We start from the raw sequence: 23,290 nt of genomic DNA, 5'->3' as shown, positions 1-23,290 counted from the left end.
CGCAATGCCAATCGAAAATTACCGCAATTTCGGAATTATCGCCCACATCGATGCGGGCAAGACCACGACGACCGAGCGGATTCTCTTCTACACCGGCAAGAGCCACAAGATCGGCGAAGTCCATGACGGCGCCGCCACGATGGACTGGATGGAGCAGGAGCAGGAGCGTGGCATCACGATCACGTCCGCTGCCACCACTGCGTTCTGGAACAACAAGCGCCTGAACATCATCGACACGCCGGGTCACGTCGACTTCACCATCGAGGTGGAGCGCTCCCTGCGCGTGCTCGACGGTGCGGTCGCCCTGCTCGATGCCAATGCCGGTGTCGAGCCGCAGACCGAGACCGTCTGGCGTCAGGCCGACAAGTATCATGTCCCGCGCATGATCTTCGTCAACAAGATGGACAAGCTCGGTGCGGACTTCTACCGCTGCGTCGAGATGATCAAGACGCGCCTCGGTGCGAAGCCGCTCGTCATGCAGCTCCCGGTGGGTGCTGAGAGCGAGTTCGCCGGCGTCGTCGACCTGATCAAGATGAAGGCCCTGATCTGGCGCGACGAGTCGCTCGGCGCTGCCTGGGACGAGGTCGACATCCCGGCTGACCTGGCCGACAAGGCCCAGGAATACCGCGATCTGATGATCGAGACCGCCGTCGAGGCCGAAGAGGCCGCGATGGAAGCCTATCTCGAGGGCGTGGAGCCGACGGACGAGGGCCTGAAGGCGCTCATCCGCAAGGGCACCATCAACAGCGAGTTCGTTCCGGTGTTCTGCGGTTCGGCGTTCAAGAACAAGGGCGTGCAGCCCCTGCTCGACGGCGTCGTCGATTACCTGCCGAGCCCGATCGAGGTTCCGGCGATCAAGGGCATCGATCCCAAGACCGAGGCCGAGACGGTCCGCAAGTCGGGCGACGAAGAGCCGCTCTCCATGCTGGCCTTCAAGATCGCCAACGATCCGTTCGTCGGTTCGCTGACCTTCTGCCGCATCTACTCCGGCGTCCTGAACAAGGGCGTGTCTCTCCAGAACACGGTGAAGGAGAAGAAGGAGCGCGTCGGCCGCATGATGCAGATGCACGCGAATTCGCGTGAGGACATCGAAGTGGCTTACGCTGGCGACATCGTTGCCATCGCCGGCCTGAAGGACACCACCACTGGCGATACGCTGTGCGACCCGCTGAAGCCGGTCATCCTGGAGCGCATGGAGTTCCCGGATCCGGTCATCGAGATCGCCGTCGAGCCGAAGACCAAGGGCGACCAGGAGAAGATGGGCCTCGCGCTCAACCGTCTGGCTGCCGAGGATCCGTCCTTCCGCGTCAAGACCGACGAGGAAAGCGGCCAGACCATCATCGCCGGCATGGGCGAGCTTCATCTCGACATCATCGTCGACCGCATGAAGCGCGAGTTCAAGGTCGAGGCGAACATTGGTGCGCCGCAGGTTGCCTACCGCGAGACGATCACCCGTCAGGCGGAAGTCGACTACACTCACAAGAAGCAGACCGGCGGTACGGGCCAGTTCGCCCGCATCAAGCTGGTGATCGAGCCGAACGAGACCGGTGCCGGCTACTCGTTCCAGAGCACGATCGTGGGTGGTTCGGTCCCGAAGGAGTACATCCCGGGCGTCACCAAGGGTATCGAGAGCGTCATGTCCTCGGGCCCGCTGGCAGGCTTCCCGATGGTCGACATCAAGGCCACCCTCATCGACGGTGCTTACCACGACGTCGACTCCTCGGTGCTGGCGTTCGAGATCGCGGCCCGTGCCGGTTTCCGTGAGGCCATTCAGAAGGCCGCTCCGAAGCTGCTCGAGCCGATCATGAAGGTCGAGGTGGTGACGCCGGAAGACTACATGGGCGACGTCATCGGCGATCTGAACTCCCGTCGTGGCCAGATCACCGGCACCGAGAATCGCGGTGTCGTCACTGCGGTGAACGCCATGGTGCCGCTGGCCAACATGTTCGGTTATGTCAACGGCCTGCGCTCGATGTCGCAGGGTCGCGCACAGTACTCGATGGTGTTCGACCACTACGAGGAGGTTCCGCAGGCTGTCGCTGCGAACGTTCACGCTAGTTATGCTTGAAACTCAATACTTTTAGTCAGCGCCTAGCTCGCCTTGCCAGCTGAAAGGTGGGGAGAATGAGTCGTTTGGACTGTTTAGCTGAACATTCAGGTTCCTTTTGGGCTAGGCCATTCGAATGAGTGCTGGAGTTGGGCGTGATTCCGAGCGCGCGCTACACCTCAACAAGTGAATTCGGTGGCAGGACTGTATCGGCGGCTGCGCTCCTCCGCTACCAAATTTTCATAAAATTTCAGATGCTTAAATCTCGCGCGCTATGAGTACGTCTGCGCGTGGAACGCCCGGGGTTGCATTCTGGTTTTGAAGTGTGTGCGGTTGAGCTCGACGGGATGGGGCAAAATGCTTCAGTTCTCGGCCAAATCAACTGCAATGACTTCAACAACCTTGTTCTGTTCGAGGGGCGCTGTGACCTCCGAAGCCTTTGACCTGCTTCCCGTTCTGTCCGCGTCTATAAGTTAGCCCTGTTCACCTTGTGGTCCATTGCGGGCCGGGCTGCAAATTCGTTCGGGGTGAGCCCGTCAAGGCTCGTGTGCGGTCGGTTCAAATTGTAGTCGATCCTCCATTTCTAGATGATCTCGCGAGCAGGGCGATAGCTGGTGAAGAGATGTCCGTTACGGCACTCGTCCCTCAGGCGCCCGTTGAAGCTCTCGACATAACCGTTCTGCATCGGCTTGCCCGGCGCGATGTAGCGCCGTTCGGCATCCGATAAGCCCTTTCTGTGTCTCGGCTATCCATCCATCCTAATTTTCGTTTGTGGTTGAGTATGCGTGTGGCTGCAATCATGATGTGTCATGCCACCGAGGGCGTGAGACCAAGGAGGGGACAATGCAGTACAGAGTATCTGCCGGTGATTGGTCTTCCGGGAGCGAAACACGTCGGTCTTGGCGATGTGGCGCCGTCGGGTGGATCATGTCGGTCCTGCTTCTTTTTCCGGCAAGCAATGCCTATGCCCAGACGGGACCGGACTATTGGCAGGTCACCGGTGTGGCGGCCAACGATCATCTGAATGTGCGCAATGGTCCGAGCGCCCAGCACCCGATCGTCACCACGGCGCCGAATGGTTTTCGCTTCCGCAATCTCGGTTGCCGGGGAAGCGGGAACAGCAGATGGTGCCATGTGGAAACCCCAAACGGGCAGATATCCGGCTGGGTTGCGGGGCGTTACTTGCGGGAGCCCGGTGCGCCCGTCGCTGCGCAAGAACAGAGGCAGGATGTTCCGGAACTGCATATGCGCAACAGCGGTGAGATCGAGGTTCGGTTCAGGAGCGGTTGCACGACACTCTACAATCCGGCCGGTCGGCGAGTTGCGGCTGGATCATCCTGCTCACGCCAGCAACTCGGCCACGCGCACGACGCTGTCGAAAGCTACATGCGGGAGAACTCTCCGTCGCTCACGCACGGAGCTGACCGGATATCTGCCAATGTGAACCTCTCGGGACAAGGCACTTTTTACGGCGGCGACACCGTCAAGGGCTCGATTGTTGGGCACAGGGAAGGTGCCTACGCGCTCATCGTTCAAGCTGGCGGCGGCTCACCTTTGTGCACGGGTCTCATCAAACATGTCCCTGGAAGTGTGGCAAGCGAGGCAGTCTCTGTTCATTGCACGGACGGTGCTCACGGAACCGCCGTTCTCGCACGAAACCGATCCGGCCACGGTTTGACCATGGCCTTTACGCTCAGTGATCGGTCAGGAGGATATGTTCTTTTCCAATGACGAACTCTGACGTTGCGGGCGCTGCGGGAGATCATACGCGCTTGCAAGTAAATGCGTGGCATAAGCCATAGAGAGGGGAACGGAATGCTGAAACGAAAGACGGCGCAATTGGCGATCGCCGCCTTGTTGTCTGTTTGCGGCTCTGTGGCCCGCGCTGAAGAGCACCCTGAAGCCTTGTGGCTGCGCTACCCGGCGATATCCCCTGATGGCGGCCGCATCGCCTTTTCCTATGCCGGCCAAATCTGGACCGTTGCCGCATTGGGCGGCAAAGCGTCCCCTTTAACCGGCAGTCCCTGGCATGCCACCCATCCCGTGTGGTCGCCCGATGGCCAGTCCATTGCTTTTGCCGCCGATCGCCATGGACAGGATGATGTCTTCATCGCGCCCGCGGGGGGCGGTGCGATCGCGCGCCTGACCTACCATTCGGCGAATGATCGGCCGATGAGCTTTACGCCTGACGGCAAGGAGGTGGTGTTTTCCTCGGCACGCCTCGGAGATCCGAAGGCCGATGCAACAAACGCCGTTTATGGACTGTCGGGTCTCTACCAGCGGCCCTATGCGGTTTCGGCTATGGGCGGGCGCCCCAGGCAACTCCTGCCGACAACCGCCCTCAATCTCACCTATGGTCCGGATGGCAGGATCCTCTACGAGGACGATCCCTCGATCGTGGAGAATACCTGGCGCAAGCACCATGTCTCCGATGCGAGCCATGATATCTGGCTCTATGATCCCAACACCAACCACCATGAGGAAATCACCGGCTACCGTGGGGAGGATCGTGATCCCATTTGGAGTGCCGACGGCAGCCAAGTCTATTGGCTGAGCGAACGGGGCGGCAACTTCAATGTCTGGCGCAAGGGTCTCGACCAGAGCGAACCGGAACAGGTGACCTTCCACGAGCGATGGCCCGTACGCTTCCTCTCTTCGGCATCGGACGGGACACTCGCCTATGCCTGGAACGGCGCCCTATGGCGGCTTGATCCCGACGCGGCGGAGCCTGTCCGCATCACGGTCACGATCAGCCAGGGTTCTCTCTATGACACGACCTCTATTCGTGATGTGACAGGAGAAGTGACGCAAATGGCGATTGCGCCCGGCGGCAGGGAGATCGCGTTTGTGGCACGCGGCGAGATCTTCGCCACTGGATGGGACAGCAAGGTCACGCGGCGCATTACAGACACGGTTGCCCAGGAACGCGATCCGGCGTTCTCCGCCGATGGTCGCCGGCTTGTCTATGCAAGCGAGGGAAGTGGTAGCTGGGACATTTACGAAACATCGATGAACGATGGCGACGAGGTCGATAGGTTCTCCGCACCGGTGGCGTTGAATGAGCGCGCGCTGGTCAAGGATGATGCGGATCTCTTTGCCCCGGCTTACGACCCGGAGGGCAAGCGCATCGCCTATCTGCGTAACCGGACCGAGTTGCGGGTTCAGGATCTTCAGACCGGTACATCTCTGATCGCTCAAGCGGGCGACCGGACGTACTCCTACAACGATGGCGATCTTGCGCTAGAGTGGAGCCCGGACGGGCAGTGGCTGCTGTCGCGCAGCGGATATTTCAGCACGGCAGAAATAGCGCTCATCGCAGCGGACGGATCTTCAAGCCATAACCTGAGCCAGAACGGCTATGTCGATCTCAAGCCGCACTTCAGCGATGACGGATCGGCTGTGCTTTGGGTCTCTGACCGCTATGGCCTGCGCTCCACGGAAGGCAAGCCGGAGGAGATGGACGTCATGGGGGCGTTTCTCACCCGCGATGGCTGGGAAAGCTTCCACAAGACGGCGGCCGAGCGGAGCCGGGTCGCGAGTGGCGATGAGGTCACCGACAAGGCCACGATCAGGCCGGAGCTGGAGGGTGTCCGCCAGCGCACAACACGGTTGACGCCGCGCTCCGGCGATTATCTGAGTTACCGTCTGTTGAGTGACAACAAATCCCTTGTGACAATCTCCCCGACACCAAGTGGAACCGCCGAAGCACGCGTTCGTGATCTGTCCAGCGGCGCGGATCGAAAGGTATTCGAGATCCCGGCAGCCAATGTTCTTGCGGCAGAAATCGATCCCGAAGGCACGGCTGTCTTCGTGCTGACTCCCGGCACAATTACCCGCTACGACCTTGCCAGCGGCGCGTCCAGTGCAGTCGGTTATCATGCTGAAATCGACCGCAGCATACGCGCGGAAGTCGAGTATATCATCCGATCCAACTGGCGCGCGACCGACCAGACGTTCTATCGGGCTGACATGCAGGGAACCGACTGGAAGGGGGTGCGCGATCACTATCTCGCTTTTGCACCGCATATCTTCCATTGGGAGGATTTGGCGGAATTGCTGGGCGAAATGGACGGTGAACTGAACGCATCCCATCAAAACCCCAGCTATAGCGGCCCGGATCCGCTCGCGGATGCAACCGGAGTTCTCGGGCTTTACTATGACCCCGACCACGATGGCGAGGGCATGAAAATTCTCGAGGTCATGCCAGGCGGCCCCGCGGACCGGAGGGCGAGCCCCTTGCGCGCTGGAGCAACAATACTGGCTGTCGATGGTGCACCGATTGCGGCGGATATCGGTATGGAGAGGCTGCTCAATCGCAAGGCGGGCAAGGAAGTCCGGCTGTCCGTCTTGGCTGCGGAGGGTGGCGAAACGGTCGAGACCATCGTGACGCCGATCACCACTGCACAGGAGTTCTCGCTGGCCTATCAGCGATGGGTCAGCAAGCGCCGGGCGATGGTCAGCGACCTATCCGGGGGACGGCTCGGTTATATTCACCTACGCTCCATGATGACCGATCCCTACCGCACCGCATTCGGTGACCTGTTTGGCCTCCACTCCGATGCCGAGGCCGCAGTCGTCGACATCAGGGCGAACGGCGGCGGCAACCTGCATGACGAGCTGATCATCATGCTGACCGGCTCTTCCGATGCCGTGAACAGGGCCCGGGACGGCCATGTTGTTACGCGCTATCCACTCGCACGATGGACGAAGCCGAGCATCCTGTTGCAGAACGCCGGCAGCTATTCGGATGGATCGGTCTTCCCCATGCTCTACAAGAAGAAGGGTGTCGGCAAGATTGTCGGCGACCGCACGCCCGGGACAGGAACGGCCGTCAGTGATGTACCGCAACTGCAGGCAGGGCTTCGCTACCGCGTGCCCGAACTCGGCTTTCAGCTCAATGACGGTACCTGGTTCGAGAACAGCGAAATAGAGCCGGATATCCTGATCCACAACGACCCCAATCTCGTCGCGGAAGGGCGCGACCCGCAGCTTGAGGCCGCAGTCAAGGCCATGCTGGAGCAGTTGAAATAGGCGCTGTCGCCACATGGAGAGATCTGGAGCGCTGCGAGATATGACGTCATCGGCCATGAGCAATCGCATCGTCATTGCCCTGCTTACGCTGGTTGCCTGGATCGCGGTGACATATCTCGGGGCCCAGTTGCTCTATCCGCCTGAGATATCTCTGGATGACCTGATCTCAAGAAACATTGCCTGGCATATCCTGCTTGCCTGCTTTTTGCTTGTGCTGGTGATCCTGTGGCGCGGGTGGCATGATCTGTGTTTCAGCCTGCCGAAAGCCGGAACACTCAGACTGCTCTGGCTGCCTGCAATCCTGATTGTCCTCCTGCTCTCTGGCGCCCTGTTGCTGGGCTCGCCACCTGCTGGCGTTATTGTGCTATTGCTGGCAAATACCCTTCTCGTCGGGTTTTCCGAGGAGGTGATGTTTCGGGGTGTCCTCTATCGTGCCTTGCGCGCACGGTTTTCCGTCTGGCCCAGCATCCTTGCCACGACAGCCGCGTTCGGTGCGGTTCATATTCTGAACGGTTTCATCACGGGCAATTTCGGAGCATCAGTGATCCAGGCGCTCGCAGCCGCGAGCACCGGCATGCTCCTGATCGCAATCCTGATCAGAACCGGCTCGCTCTGGGCTTCGATCATCGTGCATGCACTTTGGGACTGGGCAACATTTCTTCTTCTGCTCTCAGTCAAGTCCAAGACGCCGGCCGAAGACATCCAGCAGGCGAGCGAAGCAGCCAGCCAATCCTCCGTTCTCGGACAGGTCTTCATTCCACTCGCGGTGGTTTTGCCGGGATTTCTGTATGGGTTATGGCTTTTGCGAAGAGTTGAAGATACCGGACATAGGGCGGGTTGATGGAATAGTCCGAACCGGCGCGGGCGCGATCAGAATAAACAAGGCCGATATCCGGTCGACGTCAAGATAGATGTCTTTAGTGCTCATTGTCGGCCTTGGGCTCCCGGTAGCTACACCTCGCAGTTCTCCGCAAATTGTACAGAATGTCGGCTTGCGCGATTTCATCGGCCAACAATGGACTGTCCGGATACGGCCCTGAGCGACAATCTCCTACGACGTTTCTCTCTCGGCCAATCAGGGCCGAGGAGAACTCACATGGGCCATTTTATATTCGATGATGCCAGCCGCGATCGCGCAGCTTGGAATGCCGGAAAGAAGGCCGGCACCAAGCGTCCTTCACCCAGAAGCAAATTCAGGGCAGTTCACTTCTTCCTTGATCGTGAGAGACGCATCCGGAACCGAGCCCTGTTTGATCTGGCGATCGACAGCAAGCTTCGCGGTTGTGACCTGGTCAAGATCCGGATTCGCGATGTGACCACCGGACCGGAGATCGGAACTCGCGCGATTGTCGTTCAGCAAAAGACGGGGCGACCTGTTCAGTTCGAAATCGCCAGCGATGTCAGAACCAGGCCTTCTGGCTCGGGTTCTGTTTCTGCAAGAAGTGGGGACCAAGGTCATGCCGCAAGCGCGCCGGCGGTGCGGAGGTTACTGATCGGCCTGTTTTGCGAGAAAGCGCAACAGGCTCGCAAGCCGGTTTATCGTGAAAGGTTTTTCCAGAAGTTGGATGCCCGGTGCGTTGTGCCATGCCCTGGGAAGGCGTCCGGGGCTTGCCGTGGTCACGATGATACCTCGCAGGAGCCCCGAATTCTTCATGGTTTCGGAGACGAGCACCTCGGTCGTGTTCCCCCGGCCCAAGTCGAAATCCGTAATGAAGAAAAACGGTTCGCTCTGCCGCGCCAGCACTTGCCTGGCCTCGCGCACGGAACGGCAGGCCGTTACCGAGCTTCCAAGTCGCTCAAGCAGGTCTTTGGTTGCTGAGTGAACATCGGCGTTGTCCTCGAGCAGGATCAGGTTGCGCCATTTCAGGCCGTTGTCCTGTCTTGTACTGGGCGAAGGGAGCGTCTGGGCCTGTGCATCTGCCTTTGGCAGCTGAAAGCGAAACTCCGTGCCACCTTCTTGCAACTCCCGGTGCATCATCTCCGTATTCATGGCTTTCGTCAAAGCGAAGCAGATCGAAAGCCCCAACCCGTAGTGCTGGACCGTGTGTTCAACGGCGCTTGCCGTTTTTCCCGAAGGGGTCACGGACAATCCGGGCCCCTGGTCCGCAACGAGGAAGACGACTGCGTCGTCCTTGACGTCACATCGCACCAGGGTGGAGCCGTCCCGGCCATAGTCCAGCGCATTGACAAGCAAGTTGCTGAGTACCCGATAGATCGCCTCGGCGTCCCCAAGGACAAACGTGTGGGGCGGGGGGAAACAGATCTGTAATCGTGCCTTGGCCGAGGTGGCACGGGGTGCGAACTCCAGCTCCATTCGTTGAAACAACTCGTTGACATCAACAGGAACACTGATTGCGGTGAAGGTTCCCGCCTCCAGTTTGGAAAGGTCGAGAATGGAGTTGAACATCTGGCTTGTCTCGCGGGTCAGCGCAGCCAGTTGATCGATTGTCTGGCGTGAGTTCCCATCGATCGACGTCCGATCGATGCCCCCGAGCAACAAGCCCATGGCGTGGATTGGCTGGCGCAGATCGTGACTTGCCGCCGCCAGCAGTTCGGACTTTGAGCGGTTGGCCTCCTCGGCATCCGCACGCGCTTCCGTTGCAGCCACATTCAACGCCACAAGTCGCGCTTCGCGTTCATTTATCGTGTTGCGAAGGGTATTGAAGGACATCTCAATCATGGAGATTTCATTCAATCGCTCTTCAGGCTTGGCTGCGTTGCCTTCTCCAACATACTTGTTGATCTGGCGCGTCAGGTGCTGAATGCGGGCAACCACGTTTCGGTCAAGGTAGAAGAAGATCGAGATCGCAATGGATGCGAAGACCAGGAAGCCGACGAGGATCAGGTAGGCGCTGACGCGCATTTTTTCCAGGATAAGCGCGCTTCGCGCGTTTGCGCTCTCGTTGAGCGTTGCGGAGCTCAACCGGGTCGCATCGGTGAGCAGGGAAGACAGTTGCGCATGCCGGCTTAGCCTGCCCTGGATCGCTTTCTCGACCTGTGCTCTCTCGCGGCCCCTCGCAATGAGGTTCGTGATGAGCGACCGGGGTGCCGGCGGCAATCCCAGGCTGGCCATGTGCTCCAGATCGGCGTCAAGCCGCGAGAAATCGACGGGCAGGTTTGCTTCATTCAAATCTCTGAGAAACAAAAGGTATTTCTTTTGCAGGGCGATTGGAACGCTGGATTGGCTTGCCTGTGCCGCCAGGCCGGCACGCGTCCTTTCCACTTCGATGCGCCGGGCAATCAGATCCGTAAGAACAATAAGATTGTCCGTGAGGTCGGTGAGCCAGTCGTCGATCCGCGAAAACTCTGTTTCGTTCAGGCCGAGGTTGCGGACCGGCCGCCTCAGGCGGTCGATTGCCTGGATCTGGTCTTCGATCTGAATGCGAACCGTGCCGAAGGCGCTTTCCGAATGAGCGAGCGCCAGTTCCACGGCCTGGCTGCTCAACCCGGAAACCGCACCGTTCATCTTGATAGAAACATCCGCGCGAGGCAGGTCGATCGTGACGAGCCGATCGAACTCCTTGCTATAGGAACGGATACCGAAGACGGCGATGAAGCCGATCGCAAGCGTTCCAAGCGACATGCACAGCAAGGACAGAAAGACGATCGTGCCAATGCCAATCTGCGATTGCTGCATAAGAATGACTTATTGGTTCTTCATCGGGAGGGGATACATCAGTCCGCCATCGCGCCAGAGTTTGTTCAGCCCCCGCTCCAGTCCAAGCTTGCTATCGGACCCCAGGTTGCGGGCAAAAATCTCGCCGTAGTTGCCCACCTGCGAGATCGTTCTGTGGGCCCAGCCTTCAGCCAGTCCGAGTTGTCGGTAAGCCGGAACCTCCAGCCTTTCAAGCACGTCAGGTGCGCTTGCCTGATAGATGCCCTCGGCTTCCGCCAGAACAAGGAGATTAACAACCCAGCGAATGATCTGTTCCCATTGTTGATCGCCATCGCGCACAACCGCGCTCAAGGGTTCATTGGCCAGAACGTCATCCAATACTATAAGCGACTTCTCATCCAGGCCGTGCATGGCCACCATGATAAGGAGATCGCTGCTGTCGCTGGTGACAGCAGTGCATTCCTGCCCGAAAAAGGCGCGCCAGCGTCCTGCTTGCGAGGAGATCTCGAGGATCTCGGCCTTGATCTGCTGGGCATCGATCGCCTTCCTGATGTTCCGAATGCTCGTCGTGCCGGCGTTTGCGCAAATGGTGTGGCCGGCAAGGTCGGCGAGCCTCCTGGCCTTTGTGCTTGCGTGGGCGAGAATGCGCTGCTCGTCAAAATAGGTGACCGCAGGAAATTCAAAGCCAAGTGCGACGTCGCGCTCCATGGTGAAGGTCGTCGTGCGAAACAGAACGTCGATATCGCCGCTTCCAAGGATGCTCAGGCGATTCAGGCTGTCCAGCGGAACAAACTCGACGGCTTCCGCATCGGCCAGGGTTGCCGTTGCAACCGCACGGCAGAAGTCGACGTCAAATCCCGCCCAGCTGCCGTCCACCTGCTGTGTCGCAAAGCCGATGTCGCCGACGCCGACCCCGCAGATCAGATAGCCGCGATCTACGACGGCCCTGAGGGTCGAGCCGGGTTCCGCGGACAGGCATTGCGGCGCGGCGACCAGAAGAAATGCAACGGATCGAAGGAACGTTCGCAACGCAGAGATCATAACCTCGAACCTCAAGCTTGGGCGGAAATTTCGCTGTCGCGGTAGCCTTGCGCGAAAAGCACTGCAGTCAAGTCACTGTGCACGAAATTGAAATCGACCAGATCGTGGAGCACGGGCTTGCCGTGATAACTCGCTGAAAGACCGGCGATCTTGAGCATGTCGATGTCGTTGGCGCCATCCCCGATTGCACAGGCATGGTCAGGCGAAACGCCGAGAGCGCCGCAGGCCCTTTCCAGCACCTCGCGTTTCGTGCTGGCTGAGCACACAGGGGGAACAAGGTGACCCGTCAGAACCCCGTCCTGAACGACAGGCTTGTTGGCGATGACCTCGTCAAACCCGCAGACTTGCTTGACCCTCTGAGCAAAGATGTCGTAACCGCCGGTAACGAGAATGGTCCTCGCTCCGGACTTCTTCATACTCGAAACAAGACGCTGCGCCCCCGGCGTAAAGCGGATCTTCTCGCAAAGCCCGCGCAACCGGCTTTCAGGCGTTCCGGCAAAGAGCGCGGTTCGGGCGGCAAGAGAGCGAGTGAAATCAATCCGGCCATTCATGGCAAGGCTGGTGATATTGGCGACGGCCTCGCCAAGGCCGAGATCCTCGGCCAAGAGGTCCAGCATCTCATCCAGGATGATTGTCGCTTCCATGTCGGCAACCAGCAGCTTTTTCTTTTCAAGCGGTTTGTGCGTGATGAAAAGGTCGATTTCAAGCGATGCCGCATGCTCTTTGAGGGCACGAACCGACGCGTTGTCGAGACTGCGGTCCAGTTGAAACAAGGCGGCCTGTCCGACCGAGAGCCATTGGAAGTCCTGCAATCCGATGGCCGTTCCCAGGGCGTTGAACGGCGAAACGCCGCGTGACGGGCATCCAACAGCAACCAGATTTGACTTCATGCTTGATCCTCTGGGTCAAGGGCGCCTTCGGCCTGCGACTACAAACCCGGCCCTTGAAGTTATTGCAGACCGTCAGAACTCATCTGGGAGAGCTGGCGGGATCATCTGCAGCTTGTCTCAATGTCGCTCAGCGTTCCATTCGGCATGAAGACCTAGGCGGGATGCAGTTCCTTAGCATCTCGACCGATCATAACTATCTGATTTTTAACAAATAAATAGAATCTCATCCGAAAGTACCAATCCTCTCGGCGGAGCCTGTGGCCCGATCGCGTATCGGCATGGGCGCAAGCTCGTCCTCACGGCGGATACTCGACGCGGGGCCTTCATCGCTATGGTTTCAATTCAGGAGGGGGCGTTGAAAGGCTGTTTATACAGGCCTTGGAACAAAAATATCGAGGATTTACTTAATTTTACAAACTACATGTGGAGGAGAGAGATGATGAAGACAAGGATCATGGTGCTGGCCGCACTCGCTGCGACCGTATCGGCAGGGGCGGCGCATGCCGGGACCCTGGAGAAAGTGCGCGAAGCGGGCGTGTTGGCATGCGGCGTCAGTGAAGGCGTTCCCGGTTTCTCAAACCCGAATTCCGAGGGGCGCTGGGAAGGGCTGGACGCGGATGTCTGCCGTGCCGTTGCGGCCGCCGTTCTAGGGGATGCAGATGCGGTGCGCTTTGTTCCGCTCTCCTCCAAGCAGAAGATCCTGGCCGTCTCGAGTGGACAAGTCGAGATGACCTCTCGCACCACGACCTGGACGATGAAGCGCGATGGCGCCGAGGGCGTCGACTTCACCCAGGTCATTTTCTTCGATGGCCAGGGTTTCATGGTTCGTGCCGAGTCCGGCATCACGACGGCGAAGGGGCTGGACGGCGGTACGGTCTGCGTGACCACCGGTACGACCACAGAGCTGAATCTCGCCGATTTCGCGCGGGCGCAGAATATCCAGATCGAGGCCGTCGTGTTCGAAGGCAAGCGCGAAGCGGTTGAAGCCTATCTGACGGACCGGTGCGATGCCCTCACAACCGACGCCAGCCAGTTGGCCTCGTTCCGCATGAGCTTTCCCGATCCGGGAGCCCATACCATCCTGCCGAACCTGATCTCGAAAGAGCCCTTGGCTCCGCTCGTGGCGCATGGCGACAACAACTGGAAGGACATCGTGTCCTGGACGGTCTACGGCCTGCTGGCTGCCGAAGAGCTTGGAATCAACTCCGCGAATGTCGACGAGATGGCGGCCAGTTCCTCGAACCCTGACGTCCAGCGCCTGCTCGGCAGTTCGGTCGACACAGGCAACTTCGTCGGGCTGGGCCCAAGCTGGATGAAGGACGCGATTTCGGCGGTCGGCAACTACGGCGAGATCTTCGACCGCAACCTGACGATACCGCTCGGCCTCGAACGCGGCGTGAATGCCCAGTGGAAAGACGGCGGCCTGATGTACGCCATGCCGATCCGCTAGGCGCACGAGGATTGATCAAGGGCAAGGCACGTCGACGGCGTGCTTTGCCCGGCCTCGCCATTGTTCAATGGAAAAAATGATGCCGTTCAAAACGAAGTCGAGATCAGCCGCCTTGAGCGGGCAGAGCATGGCGAGCATCCTGGTTCAGGTTGCCGTTCTCGCCCTTGTCCTCAGTGGTGTGTACTTTCTTTTCCAGAATACCCAGGCCAACCTGACCGCTCGCGGTATCGAAAGTGGCTTTGCGTTTCTCGGACACGAGGCAGGCTTGCCGATTGGCGACAGCCTCATCGAATACAATCCCACGAAGAGCTATGGCTATGCCTTCCTGATAGGCATTCTGAACACCCTCCTGGTGTCCGCGATTGCCATCGTTCTCAGCACGGTACTTGGAATTTTCGTGGGTGTGGCGCGCGTCTCGCCCAACTGGCTCCTGGCAAAAGTGGCCGCGATCTATGTGGAAACGCTGCGCAACATCCCGTTGTTGCTGACGCTGATCTTTGTCTACACGGTGGTCATCGGATCCTTGCCCCATCCAAGGGACCCGATTTCGCCCGTCGAGGGCGTGTATCTGACCAAGCGCGGCGTCTTCGTGCCTCGTCCTGTGGTGGAAGACGGGTTCATCCTGTTCATGCTGGCGGTGATGATCGCCGGAGCTATTTCGATAAGCTTCTGGATCTGGGCAAGAAACCACAAGAAGACAACCGGCAGGTCCGTTCCCGGGGTTCTTGGCGGCCTGGGGGTTTTCATCGTGATCTCGACCCTCGCCTTTCTGGCGACAGGGGGGCCGGTCGGGGCCGAACTTCCTGCCTATAGCGGACTCAACTTCGCCGGCGGACTGACACTCAAACCCGAGTTTGTTTCACTCCTGGTCGGGCTGGTTCTGTATACCGCCGCCTATATTGGCGAGAACGTCCGCAGCGGCATCACCTCGGTGCATGCAGGGCAGATTGAAGCTGCCAATGCCCTGGGCGTTTCCCGAGGGATCGTAACGCGCCTGATCATGCTGCCGCAGGCCCTCAGGGTCACCATTCCTGCAACCACCAATGACTATGCGAGCCTGGTGAAGAACAGCTCGCTGGCTGTGGCCATCGGCTTTCCCGACATGGTGTCGATCGGCGGAACCATCATTGGGCAGAATGGGCAAGCGATTGAGATCATTGGCATGTGGATGGCGGTCTATCTGACAATCAACCTCCTGATCTCGCTTGCAATGAACTTCCTGAACTCGCGCGTCCAGATCGTCGAGAGGTAAAGTATGTATCCTGCAATGCGTTCGACATCCGCAGACGTCTTTCGACCGACCGACGCGCGCCCGGCGCCCGGTGGCAATATCGGAATGCTTAGATGGCTACAGGAAAATCTGTTTAGCGGCTGGCTGAACAGCTACACGTCTCTCGTGCTGATCGGCTTTGTGCTTTGGGTTTTCCCGGCGGTGCTCAACTGGCTCGTGCTCGATGCGACGTTTGCGGGCGACGCGGACACATGCCGCCAGAACACGGGTGCCTGTTGGCCGTTCATCGTCGACAAGTTCCCCGTCCTCATGGTTGGCGTCTATCCGCAGGAATTGCTCTGGCGTCCCGGCGTGGCCTGTCTTGCGCTTCTCGTGCTGGCGGCAGTCACCTATACGGACCGCCTCAAGGGCGCCGTGCTGGTCGTCGCCTGGTTGCTGCTTCCGGTTTTCGCACTGATCATGATCGGCGGTGCCTTTGGCATGGTCGAGGTCGAGCAGTCCCTCTGGGGCGGGCTGATGCTGAGTGTTCTGCTGGCGCTGGTGGGCGTTATCGTCTCCATCCCTCTGGGCGTTCTTCTGGCGCTGGGGCGGTACTACGGGTCCCCGTTGATCAAGGCGTTGTGTGTCGGCTTCATCGAACTCGTCCGTGGCGTTCCGCTGATCACCATCCTCTTCATGGCTTCGGTGATGATGCCGATGTTTCTGCCGCCCGAAATGGTCATCAACAACCTGATGCGCATTCAGATCGGCATGATCTTCTTCTCGGCGGCCTACATGGCGGAGGTGGTTCGCGGCGGTCTGCAGGCAATTCCGAAGGGACAGACCGAAGCTTCCCTGGCGCTGGGTGTGTCACCCTGGAAAACCATTGCTTTCGTCGTTGTCCCGCAGGCATTGCGCCATGTTCTCCCGCCTCTGATCGGCCGTTGCATCGCCCTGTTCAAGGACACATCGCTGGTGATCATCGTTGGGCTTCTCGATTTTCTTGGGATGATCAAGAACTCGGCCTTCGATCCTGAGTGGCTCGGGTTTCAGAAGGAGGCCTACTTCTTTGCCGCCTTTGTGTACTGGCTGATTTGCTACGGCCTTAGCCTGTATGGACGTGCGCTTGAAAACCGCGGAGCCAGTGGCGCTCGCCGCTAAGCAACATCTTGAGGAGTCTCCCATGACCACCAGAATCGAAAGCCAGATCGCCGAAGACGAATCCGTTATCGAGATGCGGCAGGTCAACAAGTGGTACGGCAATTTTCACGTTCTCAAGGATGTCTCGCTCTCCGTAAAGAAAGGCGAGCGGATTGTGATCTGCGGTCCCTCCGGGTCCGGAAAGTCCACCTTGATCCGGTGCATCAATCATCTGGAGGAGCATCAGGAGGGCACGATCACCGTCAACGGCACGATCTTGAACGACAAGCTCAAGAACATCACCAATATCCGGCGCGAAGTCGGCATGGTCTTCCAGCAGTTCAACCTGTTTCCCCATATGACCATCCTCGACAATCTTTGCTTTGCCCCGGTCTGGGCGCGCAACATGCCGCGCAAGGAGGCCGAGGCGACTGCCTGCATGTATCTGGAACGGGTCGGCATTGCCGAGCAGAAGGACAAGTATCCGGGGCAGCTCTCGGGTGGCCAGCAGCAGCGCGTCGCCATTGCCCGGTCGCTCTGCATGAGCCCCTCGGTGATGCTGTTCGACGAACCCACCTCGGCACTTGATCCCGAGATGATCAAGGAGGTTCTGGACGTGATGATCGAACTGGCGGAGTCCGGGATGACCATGATCTGCGTCACCCATGAAATGTCCTTCGCCCGACTGGTGGCGGATCGCGTCATTTTCATGGATGGCGGCGAGATCGTGGAAGAAAATACGCCCGATCTTTTCTTTGATGCTCCGAAGATCGACCGAACGCAGAAGTTCCTGAGCCAGATCCTGTCCCACTAATCCTTGATTCCTCCCGACGCGACGCGCCGCTTTTGCGGCGACGTCGCCATGGGTGGTCCAGGTTCTACCGGAGGGCATTGCGATTTCCAGCACGGCAATTCTAGTTCAGATCCTCGGCTCCGTCGCCCTCATGCTTTGGGGCATCCGGCTGATCCGGACCGGTATAATGCGGGCTTTCGGGGGATCCTTGCGGCATGCCCTGGGGGCGGCGACCAACGGCAGGTTCATGTCCTTCGGCGTTGGTGTGCTCGTGACGATCTTTATTCAGAGCAGCACCGCCACGGCCATGATCATTGCTTCTCTGGCGGCCAAGGGAATGGTTTCGGCGCCCGCCGCCCTGGCGGTCATGCTCGGTGCGGATGTCGGGACGTCGATTGCCGCCCAGATACTTTCCTTCGACCTCTCGGTGGCGTCCTACGTCCTTGTCTTCATCGGGTTCTTTGCCCATTCGCAATGCACCGATCACGTCAGACGGCAAGTGGGCCGCTGCGTGCTCGGCCTGGGCCTTGTGCTCCTGGCGCTGTCGCTGGTGCGCTCATCGTCCGCGCCCTTGCGAGAGTCCGCCTTGCTTGTCGAAATACTGACGACGCTGGAGAACGAAACACTCCTGACGTTGTTCATCGTGGCCGCGATTACATGGCTGGTTCATTCGAGCCTCGCCATGGTGTTGCTGACGACATCGCTGTTCGTGGCGGGGGTCATTCCCCTCAAAATGGGGATGCTGATGGTGCTCGGAGCGAATATCGGAGGGACGGTTCCGGCGATTATCGCGACCATGAACACGAGTGTTGCGGGCAAGCGGGTGGCGATCGGGAACGCCCTGTTCAAGCTGACCGTCTGCCTGCTGTCGATCCCGTTCCTGCATCTGGTCGTGGAAGGGCTGGCGCCCTACCTGCAGACGCCCGGGGCCCTGGTCAACTTTCATACAGGCCTGAACTTTCTGATCGCTGCCCTGTTCCTGCCCTGGGTTGGCGTGTTTGCACGGCTGTTCGAGCGAATGATACCGGATACGTCCCAACAGGAGGCGGCGCCACTTGCCCGCTATCTCGACCGGAACTTGCTGGATTCCCCGACACTGGCCCTTGCCAGCGCGTCGCGCGAACTGAACCGGATTCCCGATCAGATTGACGACTCCCTCCTGGCGCTCGCCGCGACCATCAGGGCCGACGATCTGGCCGGCGTGGAGGTTGCCAAGCGGAACCACGCGACGATCTCGTCGACATTGGACTTGCTGAAGTTCTATGTCAGCGACGTCACGCGCGGCGATATATCCGAAGAGGAAAGCAGTCGCGCGATGAACATCATGCTTCTGTCATCCAACCTGAGGCACGTTTCCGATCTTGTCCTCAACGCGGTCGTCCTGTGCGAGGCGCGTATCAAGGACCAGGCGCGCTTTTCCAACGAGGGAAAGCAGGAACTGCTCTCTTTGGTGAATATCATTCAGCAAAGCCTTCGGTTGACACTGGTCGCGGCCTTGCAGGGCGATGCCCAGATCAGGAAAAACATAAACCGGCAGCGAAAAGAGCTCGATCGACTTGTAGAGGTCAGCTGGCAGGAACATTTCCGCCGCCTCAGCGACAACAATCCGTCTGCGGTCACGACCTCGGCAATACATGGCGAGCTGCTCCGCGATTTCGCGCGCATCTTCTACCATATTCACGCGGCATCGAAGGTGATCGTATGACGTATACGTCGGTGTTTGACATCTTCAAGATCGGCATTGGCCCCTCGTCGTCCCATACAATGGGGCCGATGATTGCCGCCAATCGTTTCGCCGCGGAACTGGCTGAAAAGGGAGCGCGCAATCCGAAGCTCAGAATAACCCTTCTCGGATCCCTGGCCTATACGGGACGGGGTCATGCCTCCGACAAGGCTGCCGTGTGGGGTCTTTGCGGCCTGTCGCCGGAGAGCTTCGATCACTTGACGGCGGAAGGGATCTGGCGGGATATCTCGGAGAGCGGGCGAGGGGCCCATCCAGGCATCGGACCTTTCGAAATCGATCTGGGGAGCGGTGTTGTCCTCGACACGATCGCCAAACCCCGATGGCATCCCAATACGCTGACATTCGAGGCGTTCGGAGAAGACGGCGCCCTGACGCTTTCGCGGTCCTATGTATCGATCGGCGGCGGCAGTGTCGTTGCCGAGGAAGAGGGTCCGGATTTCCGCGATGACCGTGCTCCGGGCGAGCGCGATGACGTTCCGTTTGCCTTCGAGAACAGCAAACAGCTCCTTGATATCTGCGCGGCTTCCGGCATTTCGATATCGGACGTGATGCTCGAGAATGAAACAAGCCTGCGCCGGAACGGCAATATCGCCGAGGGACTGGATCGCATTTGCGAGGAGATGCTGTCCTGCATATCGCGCGGGGCGTCAAAGACGGGCGTGCTGCCCGGTGGTCTGCAGGTCCGGAGCAGGGCGCAAGCGCTGTTCAGGGCACTGGAGCTCAACCCGTCCGCGCCTTTCAACGCCCAGGATCGCCTGCTCGCCTATGCCCTTGCGGTGAACGAGGAGAACGCCAGAGGCGCACGGGTCGTGACGGCGCCGACCAACGGCGCCGCCGGGGTTGTGCCTGCTGTTCTGCGATACTGGCTGGACGAGGCTCCGACGGACCAGCATCCTCTCAGGCGAAGCTTTCTGCTGACTGCCGCAGCGATCGGGGCGATCATCAAACGAAACGCGTCCGTCAGCGGTGCAGACCTGGGTTGTCAGGCCGAGGTCGGAAGCGCGGCCGCCATGGCCGCCGCCGGATATGCGGCTGTTTGTGGAGGTACCCCGAAGCAGGTTGAAAACGCTGCTGAAATCGCGCTCGAGCATCATCTGGGTCTTGCCTGCGATCCGGTCATGGGACTTGTGCAGGTTCCTTGCATCGAGCGCAACGGCCTCGGGGCGATCAAGGCGGTTGCTGCCGCGCGTTTGGCGCTCAGCGGCGACGGTGATCACATCGTGCCCCTGGACGCCTGCATCGAGGCGATGCGAAACATTGGTAACGATATGCATGAGCGCTATAAGGAAACTTCACAGGGTGGATTGGCCCTCTTCGTGACGGGATGTTGACGTTACCCGTGGCCGGGTCGATTGGATGCTATGGTAAAGATACTCATCGTAGACGATCATTCGGTCATTCGCTCGGGCATGAAGGCCCTTCTTGAACTCGAAATTGACGGTGCTTCGGTGTTCGCCGCCGCCTCCGTGGCGGAGGCGCTGCATGAACTGGAAATATCCAGTCCCTTCGACCTTGTACTTCTCGATCTCAAGCTGCCGGATGCAAACGGATTTCACGGGCTCGCCCGCCTGAAACAGGCGGATCCCGCGATGTCGGTGGCGCTGATTTCCGGTGAGGAGGACCGGGATACGGTTACCCGCGCGCGTGCCGAGGGGGCCGATGGATTCATCCCGAAAACCGCTGACCCGAGAGTGATCGTCAATGTGGTCGAGTTGCTGCTGACCGGCGAAGTTTTCTTCCCGCGTGTCCTGTTCGATGGTGAAGCCGCATCGCCCGGACCTCTCCCGGAGGCAAGGTCCGGCCCGGAGCGGCTTGATCTTACGAAGCGCCAGGCCGACGTCTACAGCTTGGTCGTCGCGGGACTTTCGAACAAGGAAATCGCCCGAGATCTCGATTTGACCGAAAGCACGGTCAAGACACATGTTGCCGCGATCCTGCAAAAAGCCGGCGCGACTTCGCGCGGAAAATTGATTGCGCGATCGAAGAATTCGACAGACCGGCATTGAGTTTGGCCTGCCACAGCCCGAGGGCGGTCGAGACAACTTGATCGCGGGGCCTGCATCTTGGGCCAGGTCCCCCTGCTGGAACAGCAAACCGGCTCCCCTCGACCAGAGTGAAGGACATGCAATCAAGCTGTCTGGCGCTCGACGGGATCCAGTGTGCTCGCCTGTCATTGCCGGCTTGCCGCGACCTAATTTTCGAATCTGGTCAGGCGTGCGTTTCGGCTCTCAAGGGTGCTTCCCGCTGCGACGGGTGTTGTATGAACGTCTCGTACCAGTTGGCCAGACAGGTACGGCTGCCCGGTGTGCATTGTTCAACCGGTCGGCCATGCCAGCATTGCGGCGTCGACGATCGTGTCGAGCTTTTGCGCGGATGCGCCGTCTCGGGCCTGGATCGACAATCCCTCGAGAACGGTGGTGTAGAAGGCGGCAAGCCGGTCGAGGTCGGCAGACGGTGTAAGGTCTCCTTCCGCGACGCCGCGCGCAAGGCGGTCCCTCAGAGCCGCTTCCCCGCTCAGCCGGTTGTCGGCAAGAAACGCGCGTACGTTCTTGTTTTCCGGCGCGCCAAGCAGGGAGGCCAGCACAATCATGCAGCCGCGCGGGCCTTCGTCGGCAACATAGGCGCGGGCATTGGACCGAAGCATGGTCTCGACAGCCTCGCGGGTCGTGGTGGCCGCGCCGAGGCTCTGCGACGTTGCCCGGCCTTCGAGGCGGTCGTAGAGTTCGACGGCCTCCCGGAAAATTTCCTCCTTGCATCCAAAGGTTGAATAGAGGCTTGGCTTGTTGACCCCCGTGGCGTCGACGAGGTCCTGGATCGATGTGCCTTCGTAGCCTCGTGCCCAGAAGGTTCGCATGGCCGCTAGCAGAGCCGTGTCTCTATCAAACCCTCTCGGGCGCCCGATTGTCTGGGCAGGGGCTGATTTCGATCGGCTGCCGGGTTTCATTATTCCATCATCCGAAGACCTGCCACGCCGATCACGATCAGCGCCAGAAACAGGAGCTTCGCTGCGGACATGTGTTCACCGAGAACGAATGTCCCGAAAACCGCCACGCCGAAGGCTCCGATACCCACCCAAATAGCATAAGCCGTGCTCACTGGAAGATGCTTAAGCGCCAGACCGAGCAGAACGAGGCTCAGCATGGCAATGCTGACGCCGATCAGGCTTGGCCAGGGCCTTGTGAACCCGTTTGCCTGTTTCAGCGCCAGGGCCCAGACGATTTCCAGTGCACCGGCCAGAACCAATAGTCCCCAAGCCATGCGTATCCTCATCTTTCCGGTGGCGAGAGAGCGATCAGGGCGTGGCGGCGCGGGGCGCTGCCGCAGGGTGAAAATCCCTTGCACTGCCGGCTTGTCCTGGCGGGTGTCGACAGCGACCGCAAAAGTGCCGGGGGCGATGAACGCCGCCCGGCATTGCCCGGTGCGCCGTTACGCGGTGACGCCTCCATCGACAGCGAGCGATGCCCCGGTGATGAACCGGCTATTGGGGCTTGCCAGAAAGCCGACGGCGGCCGCGATTTCCTCCGGCCGGGCGTAACGCCTGATCGCCATCAGATCCAGTTCCGCTTCCGCCGTCGGGCCGTCGGCGGGGTTCATGTCCGTGTCGGTCGATCCCGGATCGACGATGTTGACCGTGATGCCGCGTTCGCCAACCTCGCGTGCGAGCCCCTTGGTGAAGCCGATGAGCGCGGATTTGCTCATCGCATACAGCGTCACTCCCCCATACGGCACCCGCTGAGCGAAGCAGGAACCGATGGAGACGATGCTCCCGCCGGAACCCATGTAAGCAAGCGCGGCCTGAGAAGCGACAAAGACCGCCCTCGTATGGATCGCCAGCGTGTCGTCTATCTCTTCCCGCGTGACGTCCTCGATGGGGCCTGCGTAGAAGACGCCGGCGCTGTTGACGAGAATGTCCAGCCGGCCCAGTTCCCTGGCGGTTTGCTCCACGGCCTCTCGCAAGGCGGCCGGATCGCGGCTGTCCGCCTTGATCTTCAGCACTCTGGTTCCGGCTGAAGCAAGTTCCCTGACGAGGCTTTCGGCCGCCTCGTCGGACGCGGTGTAGGTAAAGGCGATATCCGCCCCTTCCCTTGCGAGCCGCCGAACGACGGCGGCCCCGATGCCACGTGATCCCCCGGTGACGAGCGCTGCCTTGCCTTTGAGTTCCATTGCGATATCCTTTTTTGTACCGATCATTTAAAAAACCTATGCGGTCATCTGCGGCCGGTCAATCAATTTCATACCGATCGGTTAAAAATAGTCGGACTCAAGGAGCGGGCATGGCTCACGGTCATGCGGGCGGGGTCGGTTGTATGGGGGCATGACCGGGGTGG

The 23,290-nt window shown here is 59.7% G+C and carries 17 protein-coding genes and 1 pseudogene; 11 read left to right on the top strand and 7 right to left on the bottom strand.

Annotation, left to right across the window (positions count from 1 at the left end; all coding sequences use genetic code 11):
• Nucleotides 1-4 precede the first annotated feature (4 nt).
• Complete coding sequence (gene fusA / locus RBB46_RS10610; RefSeq protein WP_306028957.1) at nucleotides 5-2,068, top strand: elongation factor G; 2,064 nt, start codon at nucleotides 5-7, stop codon at nucleotides 2,066-2,068.
• A gap of 445 nt (nucleotides 2,069-2,513) precedes the next feature.
• Here the strand turns inward: fusA and RBB46_RS10605 are convergent.
• A pseudogene (locus tag RBB46_RS10605) lies at nucleotides 2,514-2,753 on the bottom strand (transposase); the annotation flags it as partial.
• 221 nt (nucleotides 2,754-2,974) lie between these two features.
• Here RBB46_RS10605 and RBB46_RS10600 point away from each other — a divergent pair.
• The 3 genes from RBB46_RS10600 (at nucleotide 2,975) to RBB46_RS10590 (ending at nucleotide 7,919) form a co-directional block, all read left to right on the top strand.
• Nucleotides 2,975-3,778: an SH3 domain-containing protein gene (locus RBB46_RS10600; RefSeq protein WP_306028956.1), complete on the top strand. Its 804-nt coding sequence runs from the start codon at nucleotides 2,975-2,977 to the stop codon at nucleotides 3,776-3,778.
• Nucleotides 3,779-3,862: 84 nt separating this feature from the next.
• A complete protein-coding gene (locus tag RBB46_RS10595) occupies nucleotides 3,863-7,078 on the top strand; it encodes a S41 family peptidase (RefSeq protein WP_306028955.1) in 3,216 nt (1,071 codons plus the stop codon).
• A 55-nt stretch (nucleotides 7,079-7,133) separates the two neighbouring features.
• Nucleotides 7,134-7,919, top strand: a complete 786-nt coding sequence (locus RBB46_RS10590; RefSeq protein WP_306028953.1) for a CPBP family intramembrane glutamic endopeptidase — start codon at nucleotides 7,134-7,136, stop codon at nucleotides 7,917-7,919.
• A gap of 645 nt (nucleotides 7,920-8,564) precedes the next feature.
• Here RBB46_RS10590 and RBB46_RS10585 read toward each other — a convergent pair.
• Genes RBB46_RS10585 through serB form a run of 3 tightly spaced genes read right to left on the bottom strand, consistent with a single transcriptional unit; the run spans nucleotide 8,565 to nucleotide 12,625 of the window.
• Nucleotides 8,565-10,715: a hybrid sensor histidine kinase/response regulator gene (locus tag RBB46_RS10585; RefSeq protein WP_306028952.1), complete on the bottom strand. Its 2,151-nt coding sequence runs from the start codon at nucleotides 10,713-10,715 to the stop codon at nucleotides 8,565-8,567.
• Nucleotides 10,716-10,724: 9 nt separating this feature from the next.
• Nucleotides 10,725-11,735 (bottom strand): transporter substrate-binding domain-containing protein, encoded by a 1,011-nt coding sequence (locus RBB46_RS10580; protein ID WP_306028951.1) that lies wholly within the window; start codon nucleotides 11,733-11,735, stop codon nucleotides 10,725-10,727.
• A gap of 11 nt (nucleotides 11,736-11,746) precedes the next feature.
• Nucleotides 11,747-12,625, bottom strand: a complete 879-nt coding sequence (gene serB / locus RBB46_RS10575; protein WP_306028950.1) for a phosphoserine phosphatase SerB — start codon at nucleotides 12,623-12,625, stop codon at nucleotides 11,747-11,749.
• Between the two features lie 454 nt (nucleotides 12,626-13,079).
• On the opposite strand from serB, the gene RBB46_RS10570 reads away from it, so the two are divergent.
• The 7 genes from RBB46_RS10570 to RBB46_RS10540 all read left to right on the top strand — a co-directional run bounded on the left by RBB46_RS10570 (nucleotide 13,080) and on the right by RBB46_RS10540 (nucleotide 20,968).
• Nucleotides 13,080-14,075 (top strand): amino acid ABC transporter substrate-binding protein, encoded by a 996-nt coding sequence (locus tag RBB46_RS10570; RefSeq protein WP_306028949.1) that lies wholly within the window; start codon nucleotides 13,080-13,082, stop codon nucleotides 14,073-14,075.
• A 79-nt stretch (nucleotides 14,076-14,154) separates the two neighbouring features.
• Nucleotides 14,155-15,327 carry an amino acid ABC transporter permease gene (locus RBB46_RS10565; protein WP_306028948.1) on the top strand — a complete coding sequence of 391 codons (1,173 nt, stop codon included), beginning with the start codon at nucleotides 14,155-14,157 and terminating at the stop codon, nucleotides 15,325-15,327.
• Between the two features lie 15 nt (nucleotides 15,328-15,342).
• On the top strand, nucleotides 15,343-16,446 hold the full coding sequence (locus RBB46_RS10560; RefSeq protein ID WP_306028947.1) for an amino acid ABC transporter permease: 1,104 nt from the start codon (nucleotides 15,343-15,345) through the stop codon (nucleotides 16,444-16,446).
• A 22-nt stretch (nucleotides 16,447-16,468) separates the two neighbouring features.
• Entirely contained in the window at nucleotides 16,469-17,239 is a 771-nt protein-coding gene (locus RBB46_RS10555) for an amino acid ABC transporter ATP-binding protein (protein WP_306028946.1), read from the top strand.
• A gap of 52 nt (nucleotides 17,240-17,291) precedes the next feature.
• A complete protein-coding gene (locus RBB46_RS10550) occupies nucleotides 17,292-18,923 on the top strand; it encodes a Na/Pi cotransporter family protein (protein WP_306028945.1) in 1,632 nt (543 codons plus the stop codon).
• A complete protein-coding gene (locus tag RBB46_RS10545; protein WP_306028944.1) occupies nucleotides 18,920-20,293 on the top strand; it encodes an L-serine ammonia-lyase in 1,374 nt (457 codons plus the stop codon). The genes RBB46_RS10550 and RBB46_RS10545 overlap by 4 nt, the downstream gene beginning before the upstream one ends.
• A gap of 30 nt (nucleotides 20,294-20,323) precedes the next feature.
• The gene (locus RBB46_RS10540) at nucleotides 20,324-20,968 is read left to right on the top strand and encodes a response regulator transcription factor (RefSeq protein ID WP_306028943.1); all 645 of its coding nucleotides are present in this window, start codon (nucleotides 20,324-20,326) and stop codon (nucleotides 20,966-20,968) included.
• Nucleotides 20,969-21,276: 308 nt separating this feature from the next.
• Here RBB46_RS10540 and RBB46_RS10535 read toward each other — a convergent pair whose 3' ends face one another.
• The 3 genes from RBB46_RS10535 to RBB46_RS10525 all read right to left on the bottom strand — a co-directional run bounded on the left by RBB46_RS10535 (nucleotide 21,277) and on the right by RBB46_RS10525 (nucleotide 23,126).
• Nucleotides 21,277-21,816 carry a TetR/AcrR family transcriptional regulator gene (locus RBB46_RS10535; protein ID WP_306028942.1) on the bottom strand — a complete coding sequence of 180 codons (540 nt, stop codon included), beginning with the start codon at nucleotides 21,814-21,816 and terminating at the stop codon, nucleotides 21,277-21,279.
• An 89-nt stretch (nucleotides 21,817-21,905) separates the two neighbouring features.
• On the bottom strand, nucleotides 21,906-22,220 hold the full coding sequence (locus RBB46_RS10530) for a multidrug efflux SMR transporter (protein ID WP_306028941.1): 315 nt from the start codon (nucleotides 22,218-22,220) through the stop codon (nucleotides 21,906-21,908).
• Nucleotides 22,221-22,388: 168 nt separating this feature from the next.
• The gene (locus tag RBB46_RS10525) at nucleotides 22,389-23,126 is read right to left on the bottom strand and encodes an SDR family NAD(P)-dependent oxidoreductase (protein WP_306028940.1); all 738 of its coding nucleotides are present in this window, start codon (nucleotides 23,124-23,126) and stop codon (nucleotides 22,389-22,391) included.
• Nucleotides 23,127-23,290: the final 164 nt, after the last annotated feature.

This window comes from Stappia sp. MMSF_3263 (genome assembly GCF_030733745.1).
Taxonomy (GTDB): Bacteria; Pseudomonadota; Alphaproteobacteria; order Rhizobiales; family Stappiaceae; genus Stappia.
The sequence above is the reverse complement of the archived record's forward strand: the minus strand, read 5'-3'. Positions and strand labels throughout refer to the sequence as shown.